We start from the raw sequence: 17,184 nt of genomic DNA, 5'->3' as shown, positions 1-17,184 counted from the left end.
GCCCGCCGGAGCCCGTTGTATCAAGAGGGCTCCGGCGACGTCGATTCAGTCGGTGATCTTGTACAGGCTTCGCGCGTTCTCGCCGAGAATCTTCGCAAGGTTCTCGTCACTGATACCGGGGAGGCCCATCTCCTTGCCGATCCGGTCGAGGTTCCTGATCGTGTCGAGATATCCGGTCGAGAACGGGTTCTCCGAGCCGTACAGCAACTTGTCGTAGGGGTTGAGGCAACCGAAGTCGTGGATGATCTGATAGACCTTGCGCGGATGCCAGAACCCCAAGGCGCTCACATCGCCGAAGAAATTCTCGTGCCGGGCGATGACGGCCGCGGCTTCATCGGTCCAGGGATTGCCGAGGTGGCACATCACCACCTTGAGGTTCGGAAACCTGCGGCCTACGTCGTCGAGCAGCCAAGGCCGTTGGAAATCCATCTTCGCGGAGGCCACCGGCGTCCAGCCCATATGGAAGTGCACGGGAACATCGAGCGCCTGTGCGGCTTCGTAGACGGGCTCCACCGCAGGATCCCGGGGGTCGTAGTGCTGGTATGTCGGGAACAGCTTGATCGCGCGAAAGTCGTGTTCCTTGACCATGCGTTCGACCTCGGTGGCAGCACCCCAGGGGTCGGCTACTGGGTCAACGCTCGCGATTCCGAGCAGCCTGCCGTTCGACTCGCGTACTACGCTGGCGACGTAGTCGTTGCTGACGTTGTAAGGCCGTTGTTCGGGCGTGAGCACGCGGTTCCAGTCGCCGGCCATGATCAATCCGAGGTCGACGCCGGTCGCGTCGAGCGTGTCGACGAGGCCGAGCGTATCGCGCTTCTCGCCGGAGATCGGGCCGGTATTGTAGATATTTCCGCGATCGTCCCAGTTCTTCCGGAGTTCCGAGTACACCCACGCGGACACGTGCTTGTTCGGTTCTCCGACATGGAGATGGTTGTCTACCGTGAACATTCTTATCCCTTCCAGTACAGAGTCGAGTAGTCGGGGCCGTCCGTCAGGATGCCGTACCGCTTCGCGCTACCGGCGATCTTCGGCATTTCGACGAGCCCGCCGCCGAATACCGGGATCGGCATCTCGGACACGACCGCCTCCGGGAGGTCGAGATAGCCGGGAAGCGAAGCTCGGGCTTCATCCGTATGCGCATTCGTGTACTCAGCGGCTTCCGCCATTGCTGCGATGAACTTCTCGGCGGTCTGCGGATGCTCGGCGAGCCATCCGCTGGCGGCGAAGTATCCGCCCACCGCTTCGCCGGCGTACAGTTCGGAATAGGGATGTGCGATCGGCTTCAGCTTGTCCGCGTTGAGTTCGAGGAATGGCGTGACGAGAAAGCCAGCATCGACGTTGCCGGTCTCGACGGCGGCCGGGATCTCAGGGAAAGCGATTTCTACGAACTGCACGGATTCGGGATCTGCCCCGGCGGCTTCGACCGCGTCGCGTACAGCGAGCTCGCTGATACTCGCCAGCGCGTTGATCGCGACGGTCTTCCCCGCGAGGTCCGCGGCGGATTCGATGGAGGAGTCGGTGGATGCGACGATCGACGACATGTCGGCCGTCGGGTCGGAATCGACGATGAACGAGGAGGTCAGTACTTGTACCGGAACGTTCTGCTCAGCGCCGATCGCGACCGAAAGCAGGTTCCCGTCGCCGATGTCGATGCTCCCGGAGAGCGCCGCGGGTACCATGGCTGCGCCGCCGTTGAACTTCTCGAGTTCGATATCGAGTCCGTGCTTCTCGAATATGCCGTTCTCGTCTCCCAGGACGAAAGGTGCGTCGGCAACGCTTCTGAGCACGCCGACCCTGATGGTCTCAAGACCGGAAGCAGGTGCTGCATCGTCTTGGGGTGCGCCTTCCGATGCGCAGGACGACAGCAGTACGAGCCCGCACAGGGCGGCCGCAGCAGTCTGCCAGATTCGTGATGTCTTCATTGACGTTCCTTCCGGGAGGGGGGTGTGCCTCGGGGCGCCGGGAGCGCTGCACTGCGCGCTTACCGCCAGAGCTGACGATGCGTCTAGCTGCGTCCTGATGCATGGGATCGGCGGGCGAGCTGGATGATCTCCGAAGCGATGCGCTCTGCGAGGTCGGGGTCTCTCGCCGAGATCGCATCGACGAGCGCATCGTGCTTGAGATTGAGCTCGCTGTTCTCGACGGCGAACGGGCTGGAGAGCGTACTGACCATGTCCGAGATGTGGCCGGCCAGGTCGTCGATGCTCTCGTGCATGTCTGCGAGAAGCTGATTTCTGCTCGCGCGGAGCAGCGCGCGATGGAACTCGACTTCATGGCGCACATAATCCGCGGTGGTTTCAGAACAATTGCGGGCGCTGAGCGAGGCCCTGAGTGCGCTGAGATCGGCCTCGTCCGCGTTCATTGCCGCGAGTCTGGCACCGCGAACCTCGAGAAGGTCGCGAACCTCGTAGACCTCCTCGACGCGATACCTGCCGATCTGCCGACGAAGTACTGCCTGAATCTCGCTGCCCGAGACCACGTATGTCCCGTCGCCGGCGCGGGATTCGAGCAGCCCCGCATGCACGAGTGAACGCAGAGCCTCTCGAATGGTTCCGCGGCTGATGCCCATGGCCCGGGCGAGTTCGAACTCGCCGGGAATCTTCGACCCCACCGGCCATTCCCCATCGGCGATGAGCTGACGCATTTGAACTACGGCCTGGGTGGCGAGAGGAACGTTCCGGGTCGGGCTATGGAGACTCATAGATGTGACCCTTCTTGATCGGAGGCGTGTTTCGGGAAGTCGGATCAATTCTTCTCGCGCAGATGTCAAATGTCAAACATTTAACATCGGAATTGTCGAGTCGCAATGAAGTCGGCTTCTCGTCAGCGATGCGATCGTTGCAGGCTTTCGGCTTCGCGGAGACTGCGGTGCCGTACTACACGAAGGCGGAGGCGCCGGTGAGCGCGCGGCCCACGATCAGCGAGTTCACCTCATGGGTGCCCTCGTACGAGTAGACGGCCTCGGCGTCGGCGAAGAAGCGCGCCACGTCGGTGTCGATGACGATACCGTTGCCGCCGACGACCTCTCGCGCGAGCGCGACCGTCTCGCGGGCGCGCAGCGACGTCCACATCTTCGCGAGCGACGAGTTCGCGTCGCTGAAGACGCCGCGGTCCTGCAGCTCCGAGATCTGGCAGACCATGCCCAGCGACGCGACGACATTGCCCGCCATGCGGGCGAGCTTCTCCTGGATGAGCTGGAAGCCCGCGAGCGGGCGGCCGAACTGCTCGCGCTCGCGCACGTAGCGCGTCGCGGCCTCGAGGGCGCCGGCCTGCAGACCCGCGGCGATCCAGGCGACATCGGCGCGCAGGGTGCCCATGATCGAGGCGACATCGCGCCACGAGTCGATGCGCTGCAGGCGCGCGCTCTCGGGCACGCGCACATCGGTCAGCGTGAAGTCGGCGTTCTGCATCGGCCTGAGCGACACCTTGCCGGTGATCGTCGAGAGTTCGACGCCATCGGCGGTGCGCGGCACGAGGAAGCACTTGACCTGACCGTCGGCGGTGTCGCGGGCGAACACGGCGATCACGTCGGCGCTCACGGCGCCGCCGATCCACCGCTTGTGCCCGTTCAGCACCCACTCGTCGCCGTGACGGGTCGCAGACGTCGTCATGCCGCCGGCGATGTCGCTGCCGTGCTCGGGCTCGGTGAGGGCGAAGACGCCCGTGAGGTCGAAGTCGCGGATGCGTGGGTCGAGCTCCGCCGCCTGCTCGGGCGAACCGCCCTGCTGCACGGTGGCGCGGAACAGCCCGGCCTGCGCGTTGTAGACGGTCGCGACCGAGACGTCGGTGCGGGCGAGCACGTAGGTGCGAAAGCCCTTGTAGAGCGACGAGGCCGCCTCCTCGGCGGTCACGCCCTCGGGCTCCATGAGCTTCAGCGGGGCGAGGGCGCCGATGATGCCGGGGGGCATCGTGGCCGTGTCCCAGGCCTCGTTGATGAGGGGCTTCACCTCGTCGTCGAGCGCGCGCTGCAGGCGTCCGAGCGATGCCAGCGCGGCATCGCTGAGCCGGCCGGCCGCGAACTGGAAGGGGTCGATGCCGATGGGGCCGTGCGGCGCGATCTCGGGGTCGCGCAGCTCGCCGGCGCTCATGCCGTACCGCCCAGACGCAGCAGGCGCACGGCGTTGTCCTTGACGATGCCGGGCATCGCCTCGGGCTTGAGGCTCGTCTGCTCGATGTCGCTCAGCCACCGGTCGGGGCTCAGCATCGGGTAGTCGCTGCCGAACAGCACCCGCTTCTTGAGATACGTGCCGGCGGCGCGCACGAGACTCTCGGGGAAGTACTTCGGGCTCCACCCCGAGAGGTCGATCCAGGTGTTGTGCTTGTGCGTGGCGACCGAGATCGCCTCGTCCTGCCACGGCACCGAGGGGTGGGCCATGATGATCTGCAGGTCGCCGAACTCGGCCGCGACGTCGTCGAGCAGCATCGGGTTCGAGAGGCCGAGGCGCAGGCCGCGCCCGCCCTTCATCCCCGCGCCGATGCCGGTCTGGCCGGTGTGGAAGAGCGCGATCGAGCCCGCCTCCTCGAGCGCCCGATAGAGCGGGAAGTACGCGTCGTCGCTCGGGTCGAAGCCCTGCACCGTCGGGTGGAACTTGAAGCCCCGCACCCCGTGCTCCTCGATCAGGCGCCGGGCCCGGTCGACGGCCTCGGCGCCGAGGTGCGGGTCGACCGACCCGAAGGGGATCAGCACGTCGTTGTTGCGCGCCGCCCCCTCCGCGATGTCCGCGCTCGAGATCGGCGCGTGCCCGAGGTTCGTGGTCGCGTCGACGGTGAAGACGACGGCGGCCATCTTGCGCTCGCGATAGTACTCGGCGACCGAGTCGAGCTCGGGCTGCAGCCCGCCGTTCTTGAAGTACGCGGCCGCGGCTTCGGCGAGGTCGTCGGGCAGCGAGTTCTGGCCGTGCGCATCCATCTCGATGTGCACGTGCATGTCGATCGCGACGAGCTCGTCGACGTCGATCGCGGGTTCGTAACGGGTCATCGTCGGTCTCCTTGCGCGAGTGCCGGGCTTCGAGCCTACGCCCGGGCCGGGGGCTGCAGCTCGTCGGGCAGAGCCGGGAACTTCTCGCCGACGGACTGGACGTTCTCACCGATCAGCACGCCGCCCTCGCCGGCGTACGCCTCGGCGTCCCACCCGCCCTCGTGGTATGCGGTCGCGACGGGCTCGGGATGGCCCCAGACCTGCAGGCGGTCACCGCCCACGCCGATGGCCTGGCCGGTGACGCCCGCGGCGTCGTCGGATGCGAGGTAGGCGATGAGCGGTGCGACATCGCCCGCGTCGCCGAAGCCGAGATCGTGGCGGAAGAACGCGGGCATGACCTCGCCCTGCGCCTCGGCCTCGACTGCTGCGTGGAAGTACGGGACGGTGGCGGTCATCGCGGTCGCGGCGACGGGGATGACGGCGTTGGCGGTGATCCCGGCCCTCTTGAGCTCGAGCGCCCACGTGCGCACCATACCGACGATGCCCGCCTTCGCGGCGGCGTAGTTGGTCTGGCCGAAGTTGCCGCGCTGGCCGGTGGGGGAGCCGATCGCGATGATACGGCCGCCCTCGCCCTGCTCGCGCATGTAGGCGGCGGCCTCGCGCACGCAGGTGAAGGTGCCGCGCAGGTGCACGTCGATGACGAGGTCGAAGTCTTCGTCGCTCATCTTCCAGAGCACGGTATCGCGCAGCACGCCGGCATTGGTGACGAGGATGTCGAGACGACCGAAGGTCTCGACCGCGGCGGCGACGAGCTGCTGCGCGGTCTCGGTCGGGCCGACGGGGGCGACGACCGCGGTGGCCTTGCCGCCGACGGTCTCGATGGAGGCGACGGCCTCCGCAGCGGTGGCGGCGTCGACATCGTTGATGACGACGGACGCGCCCTGCCGGGCGAGCTCCTGCGCGTAGGCGAGACCCAGGCCGCGGCCCGATCCGGTGACGATGGCGACCTTGCCGGCGAGTGTCATGAAAACTCCTTCGTTTGCGGTAGTTCTATCAGATCGCATTCCATTGAAAAAGTCAATCATTGCAGAAGTCACGCGAGAGCGGAGCGATCCCTGACGCCAATAGATATGGGATCCGCCGAAGATCGGGCCGTTCCGCGGGAGGAACGACAGATCTGCGGCAGATCCCATATGGACCGGCGGCTTCCGGAGAAGCGTTCCGGGTCAGTGCGAGAGGCCGGCCTCCGCCACCGAGCGGGCGCCCTTCTTCGCGGCCTGCACGAGCTCGTACACGTGCGTGCGCAGGCGCGAGAACTCGGGGTGGCTGCGGGTCTCGAGCTGACTGCGATGATCACCGAGATCGACCTTCACGTCCTCGAGGATGATCGTCGGGCGGCCCGAGAGCACGAGCACGCGCTCGCCGAGGTAGATCGCCTCGTCGATGTCGTGCGTGACGAACACCACGGTGACCTTCAGCCGCTCCCAGAGCGAACGCACCAGATCTTCGAGCTCGAAGCGGGTCTGCGCATCGACGGCAGCGAACGGCTCGTCCATGAGCAGCACCGCCGGCTCGTACGCGACCGCGCGGGCGATCGCGACGCGCTGCTGCATGCCGCCCGAGAGCTGCCAGGGGTACTTGTCGCCGTCGTCGGGCAGGCTCACGGCCTCGAGCGCTTCGCGTACGAGCTCCTTGCGCCTCGCCGCGGGCACTTTCTTCTCCTTGAGCGGCAGCTCGACGTTCTGCGCGACGGTGAGCCACGGGAACAGCGAACGGCCGTACTCCTGCAGTACGACGGCCAGACCGGGCGGCGGGCCCGAGATGACCTTATCGGCGAGCACGACCTCGCCGCGGCTCGGGGCGAGGAGGCCCGCGAGGCAGCGCAGCAGTGTCGTCTTTCCGGCGCCCGAGGGGCCGACGATGCAGACGAGCTCGCCGGCGGCGATCGTGAAGTCGAGGCGCTGGATGGCCTCGACCGGTTCGCCGCGACCCGTGTAGGTCTTGCCCAGATCGCGGACCTCGAGAGTCGCGGATGTAATAGTGGAGTCGGTCATGGTTTACGCACCTCCGCGTTGCGTATTGAGGTACCCGTAGTACCACTTGAGGATGGCGCCGGTGACGACGCGGAAGACGAGAGCGAAGAACAGGCCGAGCAGGCCGAGCAGGATCACGCCGCCCCACATCTCGGGGATGGCGAAGCTGCGCTGGAACTGCACGATGGAGAAACCGAGGCCGTCCTTCGCAGCGAACATCTCGCTGATCACCATCAGGATGATGCCGATCGAGAGCGCCTGGCGGGCGCCCGTCACGGCCTGCGGGCTCGAACCCGGCAGGATCAGCTTGAAGAGGCGCCCGTGCCAGGTGAAGCGGTAGCTCATCGAGATGTCCTTCAGCACCGGATCGAGCGCGCGCACGCCCTCGACGGTGTTCAGCAGGATCGGCCACACGCAGCCGATCGCGATGACCGCGATCTTCATGCTGTCGCCGATGCCCATGAAGAGCATGAAGATCGGCACGAGCACGGGCGGCGGGATCGCGCGGAAGAACTCGAGCACCGGCTCGACGGTCGCGCGGAGCTTGCGCGACGATCCGATCGCGATGCCGAGCACGATGCCGATGACGAGCGCGATGCCGAAGCCGGCGATGATGCGCCAGAAGCTCGGGATCACGTCTTTCATGAAGCGGGTCTCGCCGAACGAGTCGCCGCCGAACCAGGTCGGCCCGAACTCGGCGAAGGTGGTCTGCAGCGGCGGGTTCAGGTAGTTGGTGCTGTTCGCCGAGGCGAACCACCAGATCGCGAGCAGGATCACCGGTAGCGCGATCATCATCAGGATGCGTCGAATCGCGCCGGCTGCGCGATTCGGCTTCTTGCCGCGCTTCGCGATGGTCTTGAGAACGGTCGTGGTCACGAGTTCACCTCCATGCGGATCGAGGGGTGCCACGACAGTGTGCGGCGCTCGATGACGCGCGCGAGCAGGTTGACGAGCACGCCGAGCACGCCGGCGACGATGACGTAGGCGTACATGGGGGCGACCTGACCCGATTCGCGCGAGAGCGCGAGGGCGCCGCCGATGCCGGTGCCGCTGATGAGCAGCTCGCCGGTGACGGTGAGGATCAGGGCAACGGAGGCGGCGAGGCGCAGACCGGTCATCGCGAACGGCAGCGTCGTGGGCCAGATCACCGTGCGGATGCGGGTGAGGGGGCGGAATCGGTAGGAGCGCGCCGTGTCGGATGCGACCGGGTCGACATCCTGCACACCGGCCATGACCTGCATGAGTACCTGCCAGAAGCTCGCGTAGATGACGAGCAGCAGCGTCGACTGGATGCCGGTGCCGAGCGTGAGCACGGCGACGGGGATCAGCGCGACCGAGGGCACGGGGCGCAGGAACTCGACCGTCGAAGCGGTGAACTCGCGCAGGAAACCGACGGTGCCGAGGAGTACGCCGATGACGACGCCCGCGACGAGCGAGATGGCGAGGCCGATGCCCCAGGTGAAGACGGTGCTGCCGAGCTGCTTCCAGAACTCCGCGGTCGACGCGGCCTGGCCGAGGGCCACGAGCATCTCGGAGACGGGTGGCAGGTAGCGGGCATCGATGATGCCGAGCCTCGGAATGAGCTCGAGCAGCACGAGCATGATGGCGACGCCCACCAGGCCGAGCCCCCAGTTGGGGAGGCCCGGCCTCGTGGCGCCTGACTTGGCTGTCGACATCGGAGGGTTACGGCAGCAGCTGCGTGATGTCGACGGCCTCGTCGACCATGCCGTACTTCAGGGCGAGATCGGCGAGCAACTGCACGCTGTCGGTGTTGATCTCGGTGTCGAAGCGGGGCATCGTCATCGTGGCCTTGATGTCGTCGTCGATCTTCGTGTACTGATCGAGGATCGCGCGGGTCGCGTCGGGGTTCTCTTCTGCGAAGGCGAGCGACTTCTGCATCGCCTTCGTGAACGATGCGACGACCTCGGGGTTCTCAGCGGCGTAGGGCTTGCTGGTGAAGTACGCCGAGATCATGAGGTCGGGGTCGGTCTCCATGAAATTCCAGGAGACGACGCGGGCGCCGTCGTTGAGCGCGCGGGTGAGGTGCGGCTCGAGGATCCACGCGGCGTCGACCTGCTTGCTCGACACTGCGGCGGGCATGTCGGGGAAGCCCATCTCGACGAACTGCAGCGACTCGGGGTCGCCGCCGTCGTTCTCGACGACGTTGCGGATCGTCGAGTCGCCGATGTTGTTCAGGGTGTTGACCGCGACGGTGTGGCCGGCGAGATCGGCGCTCGACTGGATGTCGGAGTCGCCCGGCACGACGACGGCACCGATGTCGGGCTCGGTGCCGGTGCTGAAGTTCGCGGCGCTCACGGCCTGCAGCGGCACGCCGTTGGCGGTGCCGAGCAGCAGCGAGGTGACGTTGCTGAAGCCGAACTGGTAGTCGCCCGAGACGACGGCCGGCGTGATGGCGGCGCCGCCCTGCGCGAGCTCGAGCGTGACGTCGAGGCCCTCCTCCTCGAAGAAGCCTTCGTCGACGCCGACGTAGATCGCGGCGACATCGACGATCGGCATGACGCCGACGGTGATGGGGGTGAGCCCGCCCGACTCCCCCTCGCCGCCCGAGGCCGGGGCCTCGGAGCCGCCACCGCTGCACGCGGTGAGAGCGAGGGCGCCCGCTGCGGCGAGTGCGAGCAGCGTTGCAGATTTGCGCATGAGAGTTCTCCTTCGAACCGTTCGAGGCCTGAATGCCAGGTCGCTCACCGAAAGCTCGATCCGCCGACGCGACGAATCATAGGATTTTCCAACATTTGAAAAAACCTTCTATCCACGTTAGACCGCGATCTCCGCTACGTCAAAACCCTCTCGCAGAAGAGACCGTTTCGTAATGAAGTCTCGCATGCGGCCCGCGCCGGCGACAGGTCCTCGCGGCAGTGGCGGCGGCGATCCCTGGAGAATCGGCCTTCGTCGCGGCTCAGCGGTCGAGCACGAAACGACGGCGCCCGACGGCGACCCCGACCGCGAACTGCACCGCCGCAGCCGCCCACAGCACCGTGAACGCGAGCGCCCAATCGCCCTGCGTGCCGAGCAGCCAGCCGAAGACGGCGGGCCCGACCCCCGCGATCAGGTACCCCACCGACTGCGCCATGCCCGAGAGGGCAGTCGAGTGCGAACTCGTGCGGGCGCGGGTCGCCATGAGCGTGAGTGACATCGTGAGCTGCGCGCCGCAGGTGAGCCCGCCGATCACGATCCATGCCGGGAGCGCGGCCGGTGCGACGATGAGCCCCGCCCAGGCGATCGTGCCGAATGCGGGTAGTAGTGCGGGCAGCCACCGGCGCAGCCCGCCGCGGGCGAGGGCGGGCATGAGCAGCGACCCCGCGATACCGAGGAACTGGAAGATCATGAGCCCGACGCCGGCCGCGACCGCCGACACCCCGAGCGAGACCTGGTAGAGCGGGAACCAAGCGGCCAGCACGTAGAAGATGGTCGACTGCGTGCCCATGTACAGCGACACGAGCCAGGCCACCGGGTCGCCCCAGATGCGCCGCCCCGCTTGATCGCCGCCCGGGCCCTGCGGCTCGCCGGCCTCCGTGCTCGCCACGGCCCGGCGCGGCGCGTTCGACCGGGTGGCCCGCATCCAGACGACGAGCGCGACAGGGATCAGCGCGCCGGTCGCCAGGAGCGCTGCCCGCCATCCGATCGGCGCGCCGCCGCTCTCGAATTCGGAGATCGGCACCACGATGCCCGCGCCCACCGCGCCGAGCCCGCCGAGCAGCGCCGAGTAGACACCCATCACGAGGGGGATGCGGTTCGGGAAGTCGCGCTTGATCACCGCGGGCAGCAGCACGTTGCTGATCGCGAGCCCGAGGCCGGTGATCGCGGTGCCCACCCAGAGGTTCGCGGGGGAGCCGGGGAGCGACCGCCAGACCGTGCCGGCCGCGAGCACTGCGAGCGACCACGAGACCGCGTTCGTCATGCCGATGCGGGCCGCGACGCCGTGGGCGAGCGGCGAGAAGAGCCCCCAGGTGAGCAGCACGAGCGAACCGAGCAGGCCGAGTACCGCGGTGCTGATGCCCTGATCGGCGCCGATCTGATCGAGCAGCGGGCCGACGCCAGTGATCGTCATGCGCAGGTTGACTGCGACGAGGCATACCGCCACGAAGAGCAGCAGCCAGGGGCGGCGCTCGTCGGCCGCGGAGCCCGGGGCGTTCGGGGAAGACGGGGGCACGGAACCGCACTCTATCCCATGACGGCGGGGTGCGCGTCGCTGCCCGAAGGGATCGCGCGGATCGTCTCGATCGCGAACTGCGCGAACCACGCGCTCGCGTTCGACATGGCCTGCCGTGCCGTGTGCCCGCGCACGGTGCTCGTGAAATGCTCGGCCGGCAGCGGCCACTCCTCGAGCGGCCAGGCCGGCGTCCAGACCTGTGCGATGCTGCGCGGTACGAAGGCCACGAGGTCGGAGTGCGCCACGATGGCGGGCACGGCCGCGAAGGCGGGCAGGTGCAGCGACCCCGGCGGCGGCGCGGCCATGTGCGATTCGAGCAGCTGGTGCCCGAGCGCATTGGGGGTGACGATGCGCGGCAGGGCCGAGAGTTCGTCGAAGCCCGGCTCGCCCGTGAAGCGACCGGCGCGCGCGACGCAGCAGTAGACGTCGTGCCGCAGTACCGAGGTGCGCACGTCGCCCGTGAGCAGAGTCGATGCGACGGCGAGGTCGAGCCGCCCGGCGAGCAGCTCCTCGGGGGCGGTGTCGATGTCGAGGTTCACCGCCACGAGGCTGCTGTGCGGCGCGACGCGGGCGAGCGCCGGAGCGAGTGCGGGGAGGAAGAGCGTCTGGCCGAGGTCGGTGAGCGCGACGCTGAAGGTCTCGGCTGTCGTCGTCGGGTCGAAGAGCGTCAGCTTGCGCACTGCCGCTTCGGCCGCGCCGGGCAGGTGGCCGATCTCGAGGTAGAGCTGGGTGGCCGAACGCGTCGGGGCGATGCCGCGGCCGATGCGAGTGAAGAGCGCGTCGCCCGCCTCGCTCCGGAGGCGGTTGATGGCCTGGGTGACCGAGGGCTGCGACATGTGCAGCCGCTTCGCCGCGGCCGTGACCGTGCCCTCCTCGTAGACCGCGGTGAATATGCGGATGAGGTTGAGATCCATGTCGCTCCTCGTTCGCCCTCGAACGTGCTCCGGTGTTGGGGACGCCGGTGTGAGCGGCGGTACATCTGCCCATTCTATAGGCTGGGTCTATAGATATTGACGCAACATCTATTAGAAACTTGGCATATTCCTCGATAACGTCGAATCCAGCGCCACCCCGCACGGGGTGAGCCGGCAGCGGAGCCGAATCGGGCTCCGCGAGTGCCGCCGTAGCAACCGCAGGAGTGGAACGATGACGTCAGTGCTTGAGTCGACCTTCAACGTGTTCCGTGCGCACGGGATCACGAAGATCTTCGGCAACCCGGGCTCGAACGAGATCCCCTTCCTCGCCGACCTCCCGGCCGACTTCGACTTCGTGCTCGGGCTCCACGAGCAGGTCGTGATGGGCCTCGCCGAGGGCTACTCGCGTGCGACTGGCGCAGCGGCGCTCGTGAACCTGCACGCCGCATCGGGCACGGGCAACGCCATGGGCGCCCTCACGAACGCGCAGAACGGCCATACCCCGCTCGTCATGCTCGCGGGGCAGCAGGTGCGCCGTACGGTAGGGCAGCGGGTCATGCTCGGCAACGCCGAAGCCGCGACCCTGCCGTCGCCGCTCGTGAAGTACTCGCACGAACCGCTCTCGCCCCAGGACGTGCCGCGGTCGCTCTCGCAGGCGCTGCTCGAGGCGACGACCGCGCCGACCGGCCCCGTCTACGTCTCGGTGCCGCTCGACGACTGGCAGGCCGAAGCGCTCGACAGCGACGCGCTGCTGACCCAGCGGAGCGTGGTCGTCGACACCAGCGAGCGCGGCCGTGCCGTCGCCGAGGTCGCCGCGGCGATCGCTGCGGCCGAGCGGGTCGCCATTGTCTTCGGCCCGCAGGTCGACGCCGCCGCGGTCCAGGATGCCGCCGTCTACACGGCGGCCATGGAGCTCGCCGAACGCGCCGACGCCTCCGTGTTCTCGGCGCCGTCGCCCGATCGCTGCGCTTTCCCGACCACGCACCCGAACTTCGCCGGCGCGCTCGTGCCGGGCATCAAATCGATCCGCGATGCGCTCGAGGGGTACGACCTCGTCGTGGTGATCGGCGCACCGGTCTTCCGCTACCATCGCTGGGAGCCGAGCGAGTACCTCGGAGCCGGCGTCGCGCTGATGCAGGTGACCGAGGACGCCGGCGAGGCGACCCGCGCCCCGTTCGGGCGCTCGTTCGTCGCCGACGTCGCATCGACGGTGCGCGGGCTCGCGCGCGAGGTGCCGGATCGCGGGTCGCGGCGCGGCGAGCGCGGCAGCCGGGCGATGACCCCGCCGACGCTCTCGGACGCCGGCATGACCGGAACCCAGGTGCTCGACGCGCTCAACGAGCTCGTGCGCGATGACGTGGTCTACGTGAACGAGACGACGAGCCTCGATGTCGACTACTTCGAGCGCGTCGCGATCGATCGGCCCGGCATGTACCATTTCCCGGCCTCGGGCGGCCTCGGCTTCGGCCTGCCCGTCGCCGTCGGCCATGCGATCGGCGACCCGGCGAAGCGGGTCGTCGCGACGGTCGGCGACGGCTCTGCGAACTTCGGCATCACAGCGCTCTATACGGCCGCGCGCAGGCGTGCCGGAGTGGTCTTCGTGATCATGAACAATGCCGGGTACGGCGCGCTGGCCGGATTCACGAAGCGCATGGGCGCCTCGTCGGTGCCGGGCCTCGAGCTCGGCGAGATCGACTTCGTCGCGATCGCCGAGGGATACGGCGTGCCCGCGAGCCGGGTCGCCACGGTCGACCAGTTCCGCCGTGCGTACGGCGCGGCCCTCGACGCCGAGGGGCCGGTACTGATCGACGTGCAGATCGTGCGCGAGAACTAGCCATGCCGGGCGGGCGGCGCCCTCCCGGACACGTCCAGACGAACCAGAGAAAGACCGAGAGCCCGAGGGGGCGGAGGAAAGGGAGAACGATGAAGAGGATGCAACGTCGAGCAGCGGCGCTCGTCGGAGGAACAGCGGCGGCTCTGCTCGCCCTCACCGGGTGCGGCGGCGGAGCGGGCGGCAGCGCAGAAGGGGAGACCATCACGCTGCACGTGGCCTCGTGGGCCAGCCCCAACAGCATCAGCGAGTACATGGCCGACTGGTGGTACGCCGAGATCGAGGATCGCACCGACGGTCGCGTGACCTTCGACGTCGCGGCGGGCGATACCCTCTGCAGCGCCTCCGAGATTCCCGAGTGCGTGCGCGACGGCCGCGCCGACGTCGGCCAGACGCTCACCGATTACTCATCGCAGCTCTTCCCGATGGCCTCGGTCGCGAGCATCCCGTTCCTGAGCCCCGGCAGCGAAGTCGTGGCGAACGCGATCTACGACCTCGGCACCGAGCACGAAGGCGCGGCCGCGCTCTGGGAGCAGAACGGCCTGCAGCCCCTCGCGCACATTCCGCCCGGGCGACTGCTGCTCGGCGGCCATGAAGACCTGAACTCGGTCGAGTCGCTCGAGGGCCTGCGCCTGCGCATGGCCGGCCAGTACGCGCAGCAGGCGGTCGACGCCGCCGGCGCTTCGAGCGTCGCGCTCACCGCCCCCGAGACCTTCGAAGGTCTGCAGCGCGGCGTCGCCGATGCCGCCGGTTTCCCGCTCGACGGCACGATCGCATACCAGCTCAAGGACATCCTGCCCGAGTGGACCGACCCCGGCGTCGGCACCTACACCACCATCGGCATGTGGATGAACAAGGACGTCTACGACGGCCTGCCCGAAGACATCCGCCAGGTCGTCGACGAGGTGACCGAGGAGTTCGTGCGCGAGGCCGCGCCCCGCATCTACTCCGAGACCGGCGAAGGCCACTGCGACCAGCTGCTCGAGACCGTCGGCGACCTGAAGCAGTGGGACGACGCCGAGACCGAGAAGTGGAGGGCCGCGCTCGAGAGCGAGGACATCGAGGCCAAGTGGATCGCCGCGGCCGAGAAGGACGGCCTGAAGGATGCCGAGGGCTACCTGGCCGCGTACAAGGAGAAGCTCGCGGAGTACGAGGCGACCTCGACCCAGGTCGATCCCGCGATCGCCTGCGCGACCCGCTGACCCGAACGACCGGGAGCCGAAGCACATGGAAACTCAGCAGAGCGCGCCGCCCGACCGGGCCGAGCGAGTGTTGCGCAGCGCGGCCGGCGCCATCGCCGGCCCGCTGGGCGCCCTCGGGTCGATCTCGACCGTGGCGATGATGATCGGCATCACCGCCGACGTGATCTCGCGCAACTTCTTCGGGCAGTCGATCGCGGGCCTGCTCGAGTTCACGGAGACGCTGCTCGTCACGACGGTCTTCCTCGGGCTCGCCTATGCGGGCGCGACGAACGCGCACGTCTCGGTCGACCTGCTGTCGTCGAAGCTCCCGACCGGCGTATCGCGCCGCATGGGCGGAGCGATGTGGCTGCTCGGCGCCGCGATGACCGTCTGGTTCATCGACGCGTGCTGGCAGCGCGCAGTGCAGAGCACTCAGCGCGGCGAGGTCACGCAGGGGCTCATGGAATGGCCGGTCTACCCGGCCCGGTGGATCATCGTGATCGGCCTCATCGCCTTCCTCGTCATCGCCCTGATCAACGCCTATCTCGGCCTGCGCGGCAGGCTGCTGCTCGGCGAGGACGAGTGGGACCCGACCACGGGCGACCCGCGGCCCGAGACCGCCGCCGTCCCGACCATCGAAGATGACGCCGCCGGCGTCGCCGCGGCCTCGGGCGCGGAACGAACGGAGAGGAACGCATGAGCGCCGCACTCGCCGTGCCCGTCGTCGTCGCGCTGCTGCTCGTGCTGCTGCTGCTGCGCCTGCCCGTGTGGCTGTCGCTCGCGGTCTCGGGAGCCGCCGGCCTGTTCCTGCTGCGGGGCGAATCGTTCGTCACCAACACGCTCGCGGCCGTCGCCTACGAGCAGACCTCCAGCTTCACACTGACCATCATCCCGATGTTCATCCTGCTCGGCGTCTTCGCGGTGAAGGCGAAGATCGCCGAACAGGTCTTCGCCATCGCCCGCCGCATCTTCCGGGAGACCCCGGGCGGCATCGGCATCGCGACCGTCGCCGCGTGCGCCGGGTTCGCGGCGGTGTCGGGCTCCACGATCGGCACGACCGCCACCATGGCGAAGCTGTCGGTCGAAGAGATGCGGCGCTCCGGCTACAGCCAGAGCCTCGCGGGCGCGCTCGTCGCCGTCGCCGGCACGATCGGCGCCATGATCCCGCCGAGCCTGTTCCTCGTGCTGTACGCGATCCTCACCATGGAGCCGATCGGCGAGATGCTCGTCGCCGGCATCATCCCCGGCGTGCTCAGCGCCGTCGCCTTCGCGGTCTACGTACTCATCCGCACCCGCAAGATGCCGGCACTGGCCGAGACCCCGGCGCGCCCCGGCGCGCTCGTCGGCGCGTCGGCCGGCAGCGGTGCGAGCGGTGCCGGCCTCGACGACGCCCTCGGCACCGCGATCGCCGACGCCCGCGAGGCCGGCGATCGCACGCGCCTGCCCTGGCGCGGCCTCGTGCGGCTCGTGATCATCTTCGCCATCATCATGGGCGGCATCTACCTCGGCTTCTTCACGCCCACCGAATCGGCCGCCATCGGCGCCCTCGCCGCGCTCATCATGCTCGTGCTCGAATTCCGTAGGCAGGGCATCCGCACCATCGTCGCGCAGTTCGTGGATGCGCTGAAGGAGACCGCGAAGACGACGAGCATGGTGTTCGCGATCGTCTTCTCGTCGGCGCTGCTCTCGCTGTTCTTCGTCGTCGCGCGCGTGCCGCAGTCGATCGGCGACTTCGTGGGCGGCCTCGACGTGCCGCCGTGGCTCGTGGTCGCGATCCTGCTCGCCTTCCTGCTGCCGCTCGGCATGGCGCTCGAGTCGATCTCGATCCTCGTGATCACCGTGCCGCTCATCTACCCGGTCGCGACCGAGCTCGGCTTCGACGGCATCTGGCTCGGCGTCATGATCGTGAAGCTCATCGAGATCGGGATGGTGACGCCGCCGGTCGGCATCAACTGCTTCGTCGTCGCCGGCACGGCGCGCATCCCCACGGCCGAGGTGTTCAAGGGGGTCTGGCCCTTCGTCGTCGTCGAACTCGTCCTGCTCGCGATCCTGTTCGTGTTCCCGCAGCTCGCGACCTGGCTGCCGTCGTTCGTGCAGTAGGCCCCTTGTGAGCCGCACCCGGGTGCGGCTTGACTC

Annotated in this window: 16 protein-coding genes; 4 read left to right on the top strand and 12 right to left on the bottom strand. The window is 68.2% G+C overall.

All coding sequences use genetic code 11. The features are described from left to right. Positions 1-45: 45 nt before the first annotated feature. From NHL51_RS04735 to NHL51_RS04680, 12 genes are all read right to left on the bottom strand, one after another. Positions 46-948, bottom strand: coding sequence for an amidohydrolase family protein (locus NHL51_RS04735; protein ID WP_434142071.1), 903 nt, complete (start codon positions 946-948; stop codon positions 46-48). A 2-nt stretch (positions 949-950) separates the two neighbouring features. Further along, positions 951-1,922: an ABC transporter substrate-binding protein gene (locus tag NHL51_RS04730; protein WP_434142069.1), complete on the bottom strand. Its 972-nt coding sequence runs from the start codon at positions 1,920-1,922 to the stop codon at positions 951-953. Positions 1,923-2,005: 83 nt separating this feature from the next. Next, positions 2,006-2,701: a FadR/GntR family transcriptional regulator gene (locus tag NHL51_RS04725; protein ID WP_434142067.1), complete on the bottom strand. Its 696-nt coding sequence runs from the start codon at positions 2,699-2,701 to the stop codon at positions 2,006-2,008. 175 nt (positions 2,702-2,876) lie between these two features. Further along, positions 2,877-4,088 carry an acyl-CoA dehydrogenase family protein gene (locus NHL51_RS04720; protein WP_434142065.1) on the bottom strand — a complete coding sequence of 404 codons (1,212 nt, stop codon included), beginning with the start codon at positions 4,086-4,088 and terminating at the stop codon, positions 2,877-2,879. Next, on the bottom strand, positions 4,085-4,978 hold the full coding sequence (locus tag NHL51_RS04715) for an amidohydrolase family protein (protein WP_434142064.1): 894 nt from the start codon (positions 4,976-4,978) through the stop codon (positions 4,085-4,087). The genes NHL51_RS04720 and NHL51_RS04715 overlap by 4 nt, the downstream gene beginning before the upstream one ends. 35 nt (positions 4,979-5,013) lie before the next feature. After that, positions 5,014-5,943: an SDR family NAD(P)-dependent oxidoreductase gene (locus tag NHL51_RS04710; RefSeq protein WP_434142063.1), complete on the bottom strand. Its 930-nt coding sequence runs from the start codon at positions 5,941-5,943 to the stop codon at positions 5,014-5,016. A gap of 201 nt (positions 5,944-6,144) precedes the next feature. Further along, positions 6,145-6,972, bottom strand: coding sequence for an ABC transporter ATP-binding protein (locus NHL51_RS04705; RefSeq protein ID WP_434142062.1), 828 nt, complete (start codon positions 6,970-6,972; stop codon positions 6,145-6,147). 3 nt (positions 6,973-6,975) lie between these two features. Beyond that, a complete protein-coding gene (locus NHL51_RS04700) occupies positions 6,976-7,827 on the bottom strand; it encodes an ABC transporter permease (RefSeq protein WP_434142061.1) in 852 nt (283 codons plus the stop codon). Then, complete coding sequence (locus NHL51_RS04695; protein WP_434142059.1) at positions 7,824-8,627, bottom strand: ABC transporter permease; 804 nt, start codon at positions 8,625-8,627, stop codon at positions 7,824-7,826. The genes NHL51_RS04700 and NHL51_RS04695 overlap by 4 nt, the downstream gene beginning before the upstream one ends. Positions 8,628-8,634: 7 nt before the next feature. Then, a complete protein-coding gene (locus NHL51_RS04690) occupies positions 8,635-9,609 on the bottom strand; it encodes an ABC transporter substrate-binding protein (RefSeq protein ID WP_434142056.1) in 975 nt (324 codons plus the stop codon). 259 nt (positions 9,610-9,868) lie between these two features. Further along, entirely contained in the window at positions 9,869-11,122 is a 1,254-nt protein-coding gene (locus tag NHL51_RS04685) for an MFS transporter (protein ID WP_434142055.1), read from the bottom strand. 11 nt (positions 11,123-11,133) lie between these two features. Then, positions 11,134-12,036, bottom strand: coding sequence for a LysR family transcriptional regulator (locus NHL51_RS04680; RefSeq protein WP_434142053.1), 903 nt, complete (start codon positions 12,034-12,036; stop codon positions 11,134-11,136). 232 nt (positions 12,037-12,268) lie between these two features. Between NHL51_RS04680 and mdlC the strand changes: the two genes are divergently transcribed. The 4 genes from mdlC (at position 12,269) to NHL51_RS04660 (ending at position 17,148) form a co-directional block, all read left to right on the top strand. Further along, positions 12,269-13,870 carry a benzoylformate decarboxylase gene (mdlC, locus tag NHL51_RS04675; protein ID WP_434142051.1) on the top strand — a complete coding sequence of 534 codons (1,602 nt, stop codon included), beginning with the start codon at positions 12,269-12,271 and terminating at the stop codon, positions 13,868-13,870. Positions 13,871-13,968: 98 nt separating this feature from the next. After that, positions 13,969-15,069, top strand: coding sequence for a TRAP transporter substrate-binding protein DctP (gene dctP, locus NHL51_RS04670; protein ID WP_434142049.1), 1,101 nt, complete (start codon positions 13,969-13,971; stop codon positions 15,067-15,069). Between the two features lie 25 nt (positions 15,070-15,094). Then, the gene (locus NHL51_RS04665) at positions 15,095-15,748 is read left to right on the top strand and encodes a TRAP transporter small permease (protein ID WP_434142047.1); all 654 of its coding nucleotides are present in this window, start codon (positions 15,095-15,097) and stop codon (positions 15,746-15,748) included. Further along, the gene (locus NHL51_RS04660; RefSeq protein WP_434142046.1) at positions 15,745-17,148 is read left to right on the top strand and encodes a TRAP transporter large permease; all 1,404 of its coding nucleotides are present in this window, start codon (positions 15,745-15,747) and stop codon (positions 17,146-17,148) included. The genes NHL51_RS04665 and NHL51_RS04660 overlap by 4 nt, the downstream gene beginning before the upstream one ends. The last annotated feature ends 36 nt before the right edge of the window (positions 17,149-17,184 follow it).

Source organism: Leucobacter sp. gxy201 (assembly GCF_051043335.1).
GTDB lineage: Bacteria > Actinomycetota > Actinomycetes > Actinomycetales > Microbacteriaceae > Leucobacter.
The sequence above is the reverse complement of the archived record's forward strand: the minus strand, read 5'-3'. Positions and strand labels throughout refer to the sequence as shown.